This is a genomic window from Bradyrhizobium sp. LA6.1 (assembly GCF_040547805.1).
Lineage (GTDB): Bacteria > Pseudomonadota > Alphaproteobacteria > Rhizobiales > Xanthobacteraceae > Bradyrhizobium > Bradyrhizobium barranii.
Map to the genome: position 1 here is coordinate 81,122 of NZ_JBEPQK010000021.1, position 13,317 is coordinate 94,438.

Annotated in this window: 12 protein-coding genes; 8 read left to right on the forward strand and 4 right to left on the reverse strand. The window is 64.6% G+C overall.

Annotated features, from left to right (window positions below):
• Nucleotides 1–25 precede the first annotated feature (25 nt).
• The 6 genes from ABIB99_RS36735 to ABIB99_RS36760 all read left to right on the forward strand — a co-directional run bounded on the left by ABIB99_RS36735 (nt 26) and on the right by ABIB99_RS36760 (nt 6,619).
• Nucleotides 26–1,156 carry an ABC transporter substrate-binding protein gene (locus ABIB99_RS36735; protein WP_354180443.1) on the forward strand — a complete coding sequence of 377 codons (1,131 nt, stop codon included), beginning with the start codon at nt 26–28 and terminating at the stop codon, nt 1,154–1,156.
• Nucleotides 1,157–1,393: 237 nt separating this feature from the next.
• Complete coding sequence (locus ABIB99_RS36740) at nt 1,394–2,269, forward strand: branched-chain amino acid ABC transporter permease (protein WP_063979909.1); 876 nt, start codon at nt 1,394–1,396, stop codon at nt 2,267–2,269.
• The gene (locus ABIB99_RS36745) at nt 2,266–3,264 is read left to right on the forward strand and encodes a branched-chain amino acid ABC transporter permease (protein ID WP_354180445.1); all 999 of its coding nucleotides are present in this window, start codon (nt 2,266–2,268) and stop codon (nt 3,262–3,264) included. Before ABIB99_RS36740 ends, ABIB99_RS36745 begins: the two co-directional genes overlap by 4 nt.
• A complete protein-coding gene (locus ABIB99_RS36750) occupies nt 3,261–4,004 on the forward strand; it encodes an ABC transporter ATP-binding protein (protein ID WP_071909112.1) in 744 nt (247 codons plus the stop codon). Before ABIB99_RS36745 ends, ABIB99_RS36750 begins: the two co-directional genes overlap by 4 nt.
• Before the next feature lie 9 nt (nt 4,005–4,013).
• Nucleotides 4,014–4,751 (forward strand): ABC transporter ATP-binding protein, encoded by a 738-nt coding sequence (locus ABIB99_RS36755; protein WP_085399238.1) that lies wholly within the window; start codon nt 4,014–4,016, stop codon nt 4,749–4,751.
• Entirely contained in the window at nt 4,748–6,619 is a 1,872-nt protein-coding gene (locus ABIB99_RS36760; protein WP_354180448.1) for a bifunctional sugar phosphate isomerase/epimerase/4-hydroxyphenylpyruvate dioxygenase family protein, read from the forward strand. The genes ABIB99_RS36755 and ABIB99_RS36760 overlap by 4 nt, the downstream gene beginning before the upstream one ends.
• Before the next feature lie 283 nt (nt 6,620–6,902).
• Here ABIB99_RS36760 and ABIB99_RS36765 read toward each other — a convergent pair whose 3' ends face one another.
• On the reverse strand, nt 6,903–8,075 hold the full coding sequence (locus tag ABIB99_RS36765; protein WP_354180450.1) for an ABC transporter substrate-binding protein: 1,173 nt from the start codon (nt 8,073–8,075) through the stop codon (nt 6,903–6,905).
• A 299-nt stretch (nt 8,076–8,374) separates the two neighbouring features.
• Here ABIB99_RS36765 and ABIB99_RS36770 point away from each other — a divergent pair, with 299 nt between their 5' ends.
• The gene (locus ABIB99_RS36770) at nt 8,375–9,637 is read left to right on the forward strand and encodes an NAD(P)/FAD-dependent oxidoreductase (protein WP_354180452.1); all 1,263 of its coding nucleotides are present in this window, start codon (nt 8,375–8,377) and stop codon (nt 9,635–9,637) included.
• A 220-nt stretch (nt 9,638–9,857) separates the two neighbouring features.
• On the opposite strand, the gene ABIB99_RS36775 is transcribed toward ABIB99_RS36770, so the two are convergent.
• From ABIB99_RS36775 to ABIB99_RS36785, 3 genes are read right to left on the reverse strand one after another with little or no spacing between them, the layout of a single operon-like run.
• Entirely contained in the window at nt 9,858–11,069 is a 1,212-nt protein-coding gene (locus tag ABIB99_RS36775; RefSeq protein ID WP_354180454.1) for an ABC transporter substrate-binding protein, read from the reverse strand.
• A 52-nt stretch (nt 11,070–11,121) separates the two neighbouring features.
• Nucleotides 11,122–11,445 (reverse strand): 2Fe-2S iron-sulfur cluster-binding protein, encoded by a 324-nt coding sequence (locus ABIB99_RS36780; RefSeq protein WP_247312842.1) that lies wholly within the window; start codon nt 11,443–11,445, stop codon nt 11,122–11,124.
• A gap of 12 nt (nt 11,446–11,457) precedes the next feature.
• Nucleotides 11,458–12,666, reverse strand: a complete 1,209-nt coding sequence (locus ABIB99_RS36785; RefSeq protein WP_247312845.1) for a cytochrome P450 — start codon at nt 12,664–12,666, stop codon at nt 11,458–11,460.
• 83 nt (nt 12,667–12,749) lie between these two features.
• Here ABIB99_RS36785 and ABIB99_RS36790 point away from each other — a divergent pair, with 83 nt between their 5' ends.
• On the forward strand, nt 12,750–13,256 hold the full coding sequence (locus ABIB99_RS36790) for a MarR family winged helix-turn-helix transcriptional regulator (RefSeq protein ID WP_247312848.1): 507 nt from the start codon (nt 12,750–12,752) through the stop codon (nt 13,254–13,256).
• Nucleotides 13,257–13,317 lie beyond the last annotated feature (61 nt).

Here is a 13,317-nt window from a genome sequence, read left to right on the forward strand (position 1 = left end):
TCAACGAAAAATGGGAGGAGTGACCATGAAATCGACCCTAGTGGCAGGCGCCTTGCTTGCCTTCGCGACTGTAACCAGCGTCCACGCGCAGGCGATCAAGCTCGCCGACGTCGCCGAGCTCTCGGGCGGCGGCGCCACCGTCGGCACCAACTGGAAGAACGGCATCGACCTCGCGATCGAGGAGATCAACGCCAAGGGCGGCGTGCTCGGCCGCAAGTTGGAGGTCAGCCACGCCGATTCGCAGTCCAACCCCGGCGTTGCCCGCGCCCAGGTGCAGAAGGCGCTCGACGCCGAGCCCTATGTGCTGCTCGGGCCCGGCTATTCCGGCTCGGTCAAGGTGACGGCGCCACTCGCGGCCGAAGCCGGCATCGCGCAGATCATGGGCGGCGAAGCCGCCGAGCTGACGCAAGCCGGCAACAAGTTCCTGTTCCGCACCTCGTTCGGCCAGCAATCGTCGATGCCGAAGGTCGCAAAATACATCCATGACGACATGAAGGCGAAGACGGTCGCGGTGGTCTGGGTCAACAACGATTTCGGCCGCGGCGGTCGCGACGTCGTCGTGAAGGAACTCGACCGGCTTGGCTCCAAGGTGGTCGCCGATCTCTCGACTGAAGCGGGACAAGCCGACTTCGCCGCCGACGTCGGCAAGATCAAGGCCGCCAATCCCGATGCGGTGTTTGTCTACCTGAATGAAGAAGAGAGCGCGCGCATCCTGAAAGAGCTGAAGCGCCAGGGCGTCACCGCGCCGCTGATGGGCGAGACCACGCTGATCGGCCAGAAGGTGATCGAGCTCGCCGGCGATGCCGCCAACGGTGCGCGCGGCCATGTCGGCCTCACCACGGACGCACCGGTCGACCTGATCAAGGCGTTCCGCGACAAGTTCGCCAAGAAGTACAATTACGTGCCGGACCATAACGGCCTGAAGGGCTACCTCGCCGTCTACATGGTGAAGGCCACCACCGAGAAGATGGGCAAGGTCGACAGCAAGGCGTTCGCCGACACGCTGCACGGCCTGACCATCAAGGCCGCGGACGAGCCGGGCATTCTGATGGACGTCACCTTCAGCGAGACCGGCGACATCGACCGGCAGAGCTTTCTGGTCGAGGTGGTCGAAGGCAAGCAGGTGGTGAAGCAGGTGCTACCCAAGGTGAAGTGAGGGACGTGATCTTTCACCTCTCCCCGCGCCCGTCCCGCCGAAGCTTCAGCGAAGGCGGATGCGGGGGCCTCTCTTCTCCCTCGCCCCGCTCTTCGCGGGGAGAGGGGTGGGGTGAGGGGTGCTTCTGCGCAGACGGTGAGAGATGAGCTTGCGGAGACAGCCCCTCACCCCGCCCTCTCCCCGTAAGAACGGGGCGAGGAAGACGACAGCGCGGCGGTAGGGACACGAGAGGGGAAAATGTCCAATCTGTTCGATCTTCTGGTCGCGGGACTTGCCACCGGCGCGATCTATGCGCTGGTCGCGGTCGGCTTCACGCTGCTGTGGCAGACCTCGCAGACCATCAACTTCGCGCAAGGCGAGTTCGTGATGCTGCCGGCGTTCCTGATGCTGGCGGCGATGCATGCCGGCGCGCCGTTCTGGCTTGCGATCATCCTCGGCATCCTGCTCTCGATGCTCCTGCTGGGCCTCGCTTTCAAGATGCTACTGGTCGATCCGATGATGCGCCATGGCGTGCTGCCGCTGGCGATCGCGACGATGGCGCTCGCGATCGGCATCAAGGAGGCCGTGAAGCAGTTCTTCAGCGCGGAGGCCTCGCCCTTCCCCTCGATCGTGCCGACCGGTGATATCTCCATTCTCGGACATGCCGTATCGCTGCAAAGCATCGGCGTCCTCGTCCTCGCCATTCTTGCCGTCTTCGGCCTGACGAGCCTTCTCAACCGCACCTCGCTCGGTCACCAGATGCAGGCGGCGGCGCAGAACCCGACAGTAGCGCGCATCATCGGCGTCCCGGTCGAGCGCATGATCCTGCTGACGTTCCTGATCAACGCCTTCCTGGTCGCGCTGGCGTCGCTTTTGATTACACCGATCTACCTCGCAAAATTCTCCTCCGGCGAAGTGCTGGGCCAGGCCGCCTTCATCGCCGCGATCGTCGGTGGCTTCAACCAGGTGCGCGGCGCCATCGCCGGCGGCCTCCTGATCGGCGTGCTCGACAATCTCGCAGCCGCCTATGTCTCGACGCAGTACCGCGCCGCCGTTCCGATGATCTTCCTGATCGCCGTCATCCTGTTCCGGCCGCAGGGCTTGCTCGGCCGCGCCGAGGAGCGCACCGTATGAGCGGCTTCGCCAAACCGTTGAAGATCGCGCTCGGCCTCATCGTCATTGCCGGCCTGATCATCGTCCCCATGAATTTCAACCGCTACGGCCTGTTCATCCTGAGCCAGTGGGCGGTGATGAGCATCGCCGCGATGGGGCTCAATTTGACACTCGGCTATGCCGGCCAGGTCTCGCTGGCGCAAGGCGCCTTCGTCGGGATCGGCGCCTATGCGGCAGCGATCATGACGACCCATGGCTGGCCGCTGCCGGCGGCGATCGTGGTCGCGATTGCCTTGAGCTTCGCGGTCGGCTGGGTGCTCGGCTATCCGGCGCTGCGCGTGCAGCACCATTACCTCGCTTTCGTCACCCTCGCCTTCTCCACCCTCGCCTTCCTGGTGTTCCGCAACGAAAGCTGGCTCACCGGCGGCATCTACGGCATCTCCAACATTCCGCGGCCGCACATCTTCGGCATCGCGACCAACAAGCCGCTGCCGTTCTATTATGTCTGCCTCGGCTCGCTTGCGATCGTGTCGCTGGCGGTGTGGTGGCTGATCCGCTCGCCCTGGGGCCGCGCCTTCATGGCATTGCGCGAAAATCCGCTGCGCGCGCAGTCGCTCGGCGTCGATACGAGGCGCTATACGCTGATGGCCTTTGCGATCGGCTCGGCGCTCGGCGGCATCGCCGGCGCGCTCTACGCGCCGCTGACGCAATATATCGATCCCGTGCCGTTCAACCTATCGCTCTCGCTCGACCTCCTGATGATGGTGATCGTCGGCGGTGCCGGCTTCTATTTCGGCCCCTTCCTCGGCGCGATGATCGCGGTGCTGTTGCCGGAATGGCTGCGCTTCACGGAAGGGTATTATCTGATGCTCTACGCGGTCGCGGTGATGATGCTGTTGATCTGGTCGCCGACCGGCATTCTGGGAATTCTCGACCGCTATCTCGCCGAGCGCCGCACCAAGGCGGCCTCCGCGCTGCGGGCCGTTGCAAAGTCCCGGCTGGAGACGGTGCAATGAGCGCGGTCCTGGAAGTCACCGGCATCAAGAAGAATTTCGGCGGCATCAGCGCCGTCGACGGCGTCTCATTCGACGTCCGCGAGGGCGAGATCCTCGGCCTGATCGGCCCGAACGGCTGCGGCAAGTCGACCCTGTTCAACTGCATCCTCGGCCAGCTCACACCATCAGGCGGCGAGGTCAAGCTCGACGGCAAGGTGGTCACGGGCCTGCGTCCCGCCGAGCTCAACAAGCTCGGGGTCAGCCGCACCTTCCAGCTCCTGCAGGTCTTCCCAAAGCTCTCGGTGCGCGAGAACCTGATCCTCGCGGGGCAGGAGCACCAGGGCAATATGGCCTCGCGCCTGGTCGGCCGCTCCGATGCCGGGCTGACCGAGATCGCCAACCAGATGATCGGCTTCTTCAAGCTCGACCATCTCGCCGACGAGCCGGCCGGCGGGCTCTCCTATGGCCAGCAAAAACTGCTCGATGCCGCGATGGCCTTCATGGGCGGGCCGCGCCTCGTCCTGCTCGACGAGCCCGCCGGCGGCGTCAACCCGTCGATGCTGTCGGACCTGAAGGATCGCCTGGTCGCGATCAACCGCGAGAAGAACGCCACCTTCGTCGTGATCGAGCACAACATGGAATTCGTGATGTCGCTGTGCTCGCGCGTGATGGTGATGGCGGAAGGCAAGGTGCTGGCGATGGGGCGGCCGGACGAAGTGCGGAAAAATCCCGCCGTGATCGAAGCCTATCTCGGACATTAGGAAGCCATCATGAGCGACCCGATCCTCTCGGTTCACAATCTCGTCGGCGGCTACGGCAAGATGACGATTTTGAACGGCACGACGTTTGCCGTGCCGCAGGCGACCATCACCACCATCATCGGCCCCAACGGTGCCGGCAAGTCGACCGTGTTCAAGGCGATCTTCGGCCTGTTGAAGCTGCGCGAAGGCAAGATCAGCTTTGCGGGCCGCGACGTCACCAATTTGAGCCAGCGCGCGCTGCTCAATGCCGGCATCTGCTACGTGCCACAGGGCCGCAACATCTTTCCCGAACTGTCGGTGCGCCACAATATCGAGCTCGGCGGCGTCTCCGCCGGCAAGGGCATCGACCTGTCCGCACGGATCGAAGCCGCGCTCGACCTGTTTCCCGCGCTGCGCCGCAAGTCGGCGCAGCAGGCCTCCACACTCTCGGGCGGCGAGCAGAAGCAGCTCGAGATCGCGCGCTCGCTGCTGCTCGAGCCAAAGCTCGTGCTGATCGACGAGCCCTCGATCGGCCTGTCGCCGCTGATGGTGCAGCAGACTTTCGACATCCTGAAAGGCTTGCGCGACCGCGGCGTCACCATCCTGATGATCGAGCAGAACGCGCGCTCGGCGCTGGAGATTTCCGACATCGGCATCGTGCTCGAGCTCGGCCAGACCCGCATGGTCGACGGCGCGAAGCGAATTCTGAACGATCCGCGCATCGGCCAGCTCTTTCTCGGCGGCGCCATGGAGGACAACGCAGCATGAACAAGCGTTCGATCGCGACCGTCTCGCTCTCGGGCAGCCTGGACGAGAAGCTCCGCGCCATCGCATCAGCCGGGTTCGACTCGGTCGAGATCTTCGAGAACGATCTGCTGTCGTTCGGCTCGGGCCCGCGCGAGGTGGCGCAGCTGTGCAAGGACCTCAATCTCGAGATTTGCGCATTCCAGCCGTTCCGCGATTTCGAGGGCATGCCGGAGCCGCAGCGGACACGCAACTTTGCCCGCGCCGAGCGCAAGTTCGACCTGATGCAGGAACTCGGCACCGACCTCCTGCTGATCTGCTCCAACGTCTCGCCCGCCTCGCTCGGCGGCATCGATCGCGCCGCGGACGATTTTCGCGAGCTCGGCGAGCGCGCGGCCAAGCGCGGCTTGCGCGTCGGCTATGAAGCGCTGGCCTGGGGCCGCCATGTCAACGACTACCGCGACGCCTGGGAGATCGTGCGCCGCGCCGATCATTCCGCGATCGGCGTCATCCTCGACAGCTTTCACGCACTCGCACCCGGCTTTCCGGTTCGCGCAATGGCCTCGATCCCCGGCGACAAGATCTTTCTGGTGCAGCTCGCCGACGCGCCGAAGCTCGAGCTCGACATCCTCTCATGGAGCCGGCACTTCCGCTCCTTCCCCGGCCAGGGCGACCTCCCGGTCGGTGAATTCATGCAGGCCATCGCGGCGACCGGCTATGCCGGGCCGCTGTCGCTCGAAATCTTCAACGACCAGTTCCGCGCCGGCTCGTCCGCGCAGACCGCGGTCGACGGCCTGCGTTCGCTGATCCTGCTGGAGGACCAGCTTGCGCCGGATTGGCCGAAGCTTGTCAGCGAGCCGCTGGCGCCGAAGGCCAGGAGCCACGGCACCGGCTTCATCGAGTTTGCCGTCAACGAGACCAAGGCGGTCGACCTCGCCCGCCTGCTCGCGCAGCTCGGCTTCCGCAAGACCGGCAAGCATCGCAGCAAGGCCGTGGAGCGCTGGTCGCAAGGCAAGGTCGAGATCGTGATCAATTGCGAGACCGACGGCTTTGCGCATTCGCACTACGTCACGCACGGCCCCGGCGTCTGCGCGATTGCGCTCGACGTCGACAATGCCGGTCTTGCCATGCAGCGCGCCGAAGCGCTGAAGACGCGCACCTTCTACCAGCCGGTCGGGCCGGGCGAGCTGGAGATTCCCGCAATCCATGGCGTCGGCGGCAGCCTGCTCTATTTCCTCGATCAGGCCGGCAAGAACTGGGACACCGATTTCGAGCCGGTCGCAAGTGACGCGAACGCCGACGCCCTGCTCGCCGTCGATCACATCGCGCAGTCGATGCCCTATGACGAGATGCTGTCCTGGCTGCTGTTCTACACCGGCATTCTCGACCTGAAGCGGCTGCCGCAGATGGAGATCGCCGACCCGCGTGGCCTCGTGCAGAGCCAGGCGGTCATCAACGCCGACCAGAGCCTGCGCTTCGTGCTCAACGGCTCATCCGCCAACCGCACCCTGCCGGCGCGTTTCATCTCGGAGTTCTTCGGCTCGGGCGTGCAGCACGTCGCGTTCTCCTGCCGGGACATTTTTGCGACGGTCGCCGCGATGCGCAAGCGTGGCGCGGATTTTCTGGATATCCCCGATAACTACTACGACGACATCGAAGCCAAATATGACCTCGCGCCCGACCTGATGGCGCAGCTGCGCGCCAACCACATCCTCTACGACCGCGAAGGCGACGGCGAGTTCTTCCAGGTCTACACCCACATCTTCGATGAGCGCTTTTTCTTCGAAATCGTGGAGCGACGGGATTATCAGGGATTCGGCGCGGCCAATGCCGGGATCAGGCTCGCTGCGCAGGCCCGCGAGGTAAGGCCCGCGAGCATGCCGCGGGTGTAGGTCTTCGCCTCTTCCCGCAGGGGGGGAGAGGCCGGAATTTGCGGCAGCAAATTCCGGATGAGGGGGACTCATATGTCCCCAGGAGCAACGCTCTCTCAACACGTCATTGCGAGCGCAGCGAAGCAATCCAGGGTCCCTCCGCGGAGACAGTCTGGATTGCTTCGCTGCGCTCGCAATGACGATGTGGGGACTATCGAGGAATACAATGACCTCCGTCCCCGCGGAGACTCCCCCTCACTCTGCCCCTCTCCCCGCAGGCGGGGAGAGGCGAAGAGGCATCAACTCACTTCATCGCGCACTTGTCGTGGAAGCGATCCTGATCGTTCTCCACGATGGTCGCGACCGTCTTCAGCGAGAGCTGGCCTTCGCCGTCCTTGACCACGTCCTGGAGATAGAAGCTCTGCACCGGAATGTGGTTCTTGCCGTATTTGAACGGGCCGCGCAGCGACTTGAAGTTGGCCTTCTCCATCTCGGCCTTCATCGCGTCCTTTTTGCTGGTGTCGCCCTTCACCGCGACCACCGCGCTGTTGATGAGCTGGGCCGCGTCATAGGCCTGGGCGCCGTAATAGGTCGGGCGCAGATTGGGGTACTTCTTCCGGTAGTCGGCGACGAAGCGCTTGTTCTGCTCGTTCGGAAGGTCATTGACCCATTCCTGCGCGCCGGGCACGCCGAGCGCGTTCTCCTTCTGGAGCGGCAGCGACAGCTCGTCCACGGTGAAGGCGGTGTAGAGCGGCATCGTGCTCTTTAGTCCGGCTTGCGCATATTGATTGAGGAACTGCACGCCGGCCGCACCGGGATAGAACACGAAGATCGACTCGGCGCCCGAGGCGCGCGCCTTGGAGAGCTCGGCGGAGAAGTCGAGCTGACTCGGCCAGACCGTATATTCCTCGCCCTTGACCTCACCCTTGAACGTGCTCTTCAGGCCCGCGAGCATGTCCTTGCCGGCCGCGTAGTTCGGCCCGATCAGGAACACGCTCTTGACGCCCTTCTGGTTCATGTAGAGGCCCATGGCGGCGGGCGTCTGGTCGTTCTGCCAGGAGGTCGAAAACACGTAAGGCGAGCACAGTTCGCCGGCGAGCTGCGACGGACCGGCATTGGCCGAGATCAGGAAGGTCTGCGAATCCACCGCGGTCTTGAGCGATGCCAGGAGCACGTTCGACCAGATGTAGCCGACGATGAAGTCGACCTTGTCGGACTGCACCAGCTTCTCGGTCTTTTGCTTGCCGACATCGGGCTTCTGCCCGTCGTCCTCGTAGATCACCTCGACCGGCTTGCCGTCCATCTTGCGGCCGATGTGATCCAGCGCGAGCTCGAAGGAATTACGCATGTCGTTGCCGATCACGGCAGTCGGGCCGCTGAAGGTCGAAACGAAGCCGATCTTGATGGTGTCGCCGGCGATAGCCTGATTTGCCAGCACCAGCGCCGCTGCGCCCGCCAGCCAGAATGCCGTCCTCATAACCACTCCCCTCCTTATTATTGATCCCGGAAACGGGGTGATCGCCGCCCCCGGGTCGTCTCTATTGAACGTAAAATCTGTCGCGCCGCCAATGGCTCAGCGCCCGCCCCTGCACCATATTTCGCCCCAATCGAGGATGGCAAGAAATATAATTCTACTCACTTCGACCGAGGCTGCGGCGCTTTTTCGCGGGATGACGATACGCCCGGCCTATGCCGCGATTGATGACGGCTATTGGACTACGGCGCCCAATGCGCACTTAGATGAAGGAGAGCAGCAGCGAGATTCGAGGGTGTATCATGGCCGCAAATCCCCATCGCGTCGTCATCGTCGGAGCCGGGTTCGGCGGGCTGGAGACAACCCACCGGCTCGCCGGCAGCCCGGTCGAGATCACCCTGATCGACCGCCGCAACCACCATCTGTTTCAGCCGCTGCTCTACCAGGTCGCGACCGCCTCGCTCGCGACCAGCGAAATCGCCTGGCCGGTCCGGCACCTGATGCGCGACCGGCGCGAGGTGACGACCCTGTTTGCGACGGTGAGCGGCGTCGATGCCGACCGGCGCTGCGTGCTGATCGACGACGGCAGCGAGGTGCCCTACGACACGCTGGTGCTCGCCACCGGCGCCCGCCATGCCTATTTCGGCCATGACGAGTGGGAGCAGTTCGCCCCCGGCCTGAAGACGCTCGAAGACGCGACCACGCTGCGCCGTCACATCCTGGTGGCATTCGAGCGCGCCGAGCGCGAGACCGATCCGGCCAAACGCGCGGCGCGGCTGACCTTCGTCATCGTCGGCGCCGGCCCCACCGGCGTCGAACTCGCCGGCACCATCGCCGAAATGGCGCACCACACGCTCCCCGCCGACTTCCGCAACATCGACACCCACAAGGCACGCGTGGTGCTGATCGAGGCCGGACCGCGCGTGCTCGCAGGCTTCCCCGATGATCTCTCGGCCTATGCGCAGGCCTCGCTGGAAAAGATCGGCGTCGAGGTCGTGCTGGGCCAGGCCGTCACCGAGATCAACCGTGAGGGCGTCGTGTTCGGCGGAAAGCTGCTCGAAGCAAAGACGCGGATCTGGGCCGCCGGCGTGCGCGCCTCGCCCGCCGCCGAATGGCTGGGCGCACCAAGCGATCGCGCCGGGCGCGTGGAGGTCCAAGACGATCTGACGATACCTGGTCATCCCGAAATCTTTGCGATCGGCGACACCGTTGTGATCAATGCCTGGGAGGGGAAGCCGGTGCCCGGCATCGCTCCGGCCGCCAAGCAGCAGGGCCGGCACGTCGCCGAAACCATCAAGACGCGCCTGCGTGGCGAGAATAAAGGTGCATTCCGCTACAAGCACTCCGGTAGCCTCGCACAGATCGGCAAGCGGCTCGCCGTGATCGATTTCGGCAAGGTCAAACTGCGCGGCACGATCGCATGGTGGATCTGGGGCATCGCCCACATCTACTTCCTGATCGGCCTGCGCCACCGCCTCAGCGTCGCCCTGAGCTGGCTCTGGATCTACGCCCGCGACCAGCGCGCGGCGAGGTTGATCACGCAGGGAAGTAGCAAGGTGGCGTAGATCTTTCTTCCTTCTCCCCTTGTGGGAGAAGGTGGCATAGGCGGCCTTCGGCCGCCGTTCTCAAGAACGCCGAAGCAAAGCTTCGGTTATGGCGCCGGATGAGGGGTTCTCTCCACTCGCACGACCATTCGTGAGGAGAGAGACCCCTCACCCGGCTTCGCTTCGCGAAGCCACCCTCTCCCACAAGGGGCGAGGGTGCAGCAGCGCTCGTAGCTATCTTTTACTTCACCAACTCACATCCGCCCTCCGCGAGCGGCCTAAACGCCTGGTCCGCTGGTATCGTCGAGACCAGCTTGTAATAGTCGTACGGATATTTCGACTCCTCCGGCTTCTTCACCTCGAACAGATACATGGGATGCACGACGCGCCCGTCCTGGCGGATCGTGGTGTCGCCGAACAGCTTGTCCTTACCCCTGAACTTCTTCATCTCGGGCACGGCGTCATTCGCATTGTCGCTGCCGGTCGCGGCGACTGCGTTCAGATAAGCGAGCGTCGAGGCATAGACGCCGGCCTGGTTGCCGCTCGGCATCTTGCCGTTCATGCCGGGCCGCGCCGCAAATCGCCTGGCGAAGGCGCGGGTGTCGTCGTTCATGTCCCAGTAAAACGCTTCCATGAGCTGGAGGCCCTGGGCGACCTTGATGCCCATGCCATGGACGTCGTTGATGAAGAGCAGGAAGGCGACGAGCTTCTGCCCGCCTTGCTGGATGCCGAACTCGGCAGCCTGCTTCACCGCGTTGATGGTGTCGCCGCCGGCATTGGCGAGGCCGATCACCTGCGCTTTCGAGCCCTGCGCCTGCAACAGGAAGGAGGCAAAGTCCGACGTGCCGAGCGGGTGCTTGGAGGAGCCGAGCACCTTGCCGCCGTGCGCCTCGATGTATTTCTGCGCCTCCGCCTCGATGCCCTTGCCGAGCGCATAGTCGACCGTGAGGAAATACCAGTCCTTGCCGCCGCGCGACATCATCGCGGCAGCGGTGGTGTTGCCGGTCGCCCAGGCATCGTTGACCCATTGGATCGTATTGGGCGAGCAGGCCTTGCCGGTGAGATCCGAGCTTGCGGTCGACGACGCCAGGAAGGTCATGCGGCTGTCGCGCAGCAGCGTGTTGATGGAGAGGCCGACGGCCGAATTCGGCACGTCGACGATGGCATCGACACCCTCGACATCGAGCCATTTGCGCGCGATGGCGTTGCCGACATCGGCCTTGTTCTGGTGGTCGGCATAGACGATCTCGACCTTGATGTTCTTGCCGCCGCCGTTGAAATCCTCGGCCGCCATCCGCGCAGCCTCGACCGAGCCCATACCGTTGGTGTCCTGGAAGATGCCCGAGATGTCGTTGAGCACGCCGACGCGCACGACATTGTCGGAGATCTCGGCGCTTGCCGCGCCGCTCATCAGGCTCGCCGCCAGCGCGAGCGTCCATTTCAGGTGTTTCATCGTTCCCTCCCCTTTGTGTGTCGCGCCGGTCGCCGCCGGCACGTTCTGGAATTCAGACCTGCCGTTCCGGCAATCTCAGCACCAGCCCGTCGAGCGCGGGCGTGATCATGATCTGGCAAGCCAGCCGGCTGTTCGGCAGCCGCTCGGCGGCGGTGCCGTCGAGCAGCGCGTCTTCGTCATCAGCCATCGCGGGCAGGCGCGCGAGCCAGGCTGCGTCGATATAGACGTGGCAGGTCGCACACATGGCATTGCCACCGCACTCGGCCAGGATGCCGTCGAGACCATGGCGGGTCGCGGCCTGCATGGCGCTTTCGTCGCCTGAAGTTTCGACACGATCGGACTGGCCGTCGGCATGGATGAAAGTGATGGCGGGCATCAAGGCTCCTCGTCAGGCCGGGGTGATGGTGATCGGCAGGCTGTCGAGCCCGCGCAGCGTGTTGTTGAAGCGGCGTTTCGGCTCGCCCGTGATCTCGATCTTCGCGATACGCCGCGCCAGCGCCGTCAGCATCACTTCGCCTTCGAGACGCGCGACGAGCTGGCCGACGCACATGTGGATGCCGGAGCCGAAGCCGACATGGCCGGACGAGCGGCGCGTGATGTCGTAGCTGTCGGGCTTGTCCCAGCGGCGCGGATCGCGATTGGCGGCGGCAAGGAACATCAGCACCTTCTCACCTTCGCCGATCGTCGCGCCTGACAGCTCGACCTCACGTGTCGTGGTGCGGAAGAAGGTCTGCACCGGGCTTTCGAAACGAACCGCTTCCTCGAAGGCGCTACGCGCGAGCGTGAGATCGCCGCGCAGGCGCTGCCATTGCTCGGGGAAGCGCGCGAGGCAATAGACGGCCGCGCCGATGCCGTTGACAGTGGTGTCGAGGCCAGCCGACAGCAGCGAGCGCACCAGCAGCGGCGCTTCGGTGGCCGTGATCGCACCCTCGTCGACCTGGGCATGAATGCAGGCGCCAAAGCCGCCCGGCGCAAGGTTCTCGCGCTGGCACTGCTCGGCAACATAGGCTTGATGGGGCGTTGAACGCGCAATCGCCTCCCGGCGCAGCTCATTGGGCGGCCCGAATGCGTTGAACACGACGCTCGCGTAGGGAATCAGATGTTCGCGCCCCTCGGATTTCAGCCCGAGCGCATCCGGGAAGATCGAGAGCGGATAGGCCTCGGCGAGGTCGGCGATCGCGTCGAAGCTGCGCCTTTCGATCAGCGCGTCCACCCGCTCCTCGGCCGTCGCGGCAAAGCGGTCGCGCACCTGCTTCATCACGGTCGGCGACAGCACCTTCGAGAGCACGGCGCGGGTCCGCGTATGCGCGGGCGGATCGGCCTCGAGGATCAGGCTCGGCGGCCGCCACGGCGTCTCCTTCTTGAAATCGGAGAGGCCGACGCCGCGGCTGGAGCAGAACGTCGCGGGATCGTTCAGCACGGCGTGGACCTCGGCATAGCGTGCCACGCCGTAGACGTTCCACTTGTCGAGATAGACGACCGGACCTGCCTCCCGCAGCAGCTCGTGCGTGGGATAGGGGTCGGCGAAAAAATTCATGTCGAAGGGATCGACGTCGAGATGCGGGACGCCTGATACGGCGGAGCCAGGTGCGCTCATTGAAGTCCTCCCTCATTTTGATCTTGTGAAAGGGCCGCGCTTGCCCTTAGGTCTTCGGACACGCCGCGAGACAAAAGATCGATATGCCGCCGTCTTCGACCAGAGCCCGCCAAAGGCCCGCACCCTCCGAAACCGGGCCGACGCTCGATCTCGACCGTTACGTCCCGGCTTTCATCACCTTCATCGCCAACAAGCTCTCGAACAGCGCCACCGCGTTCTACCAGCGCGAGTTCGGCGTCAACGTCACCGAATGGCGGATCATGTCGCTGCTGGCGATCGAGCCTGGTATTCCCGCCTCGCGCATCTGCCACGTCATCGGTTTTGACAAGGGACCGGTGAGCCGGACGCTCGCGGGGCTGGAGAAGCGCGGACTGGTGTCGATCCGCACCGACCCGAATGACGGCCGCACCCATTCGATCTCGCTGACGGCGAAGGGCCGCGCCACCCATGACAAGGTGATCGTCGCGGCGTTCGAGCGCGAGCGGCGGCTGCTGTCCTGCCTGAGCAAGGACGAGCGCGAGGTGCTGATCGATCTGCTGCGCCGGCTGCACGAAAATCTCGGCGCAGTGACCGGCAGCAGCACCACCTGACGCGCGCGTGAAGCGCGCGGCATCGCCGCCTTCAGGCATACGCCGGCGTTTGCCCGCGGCA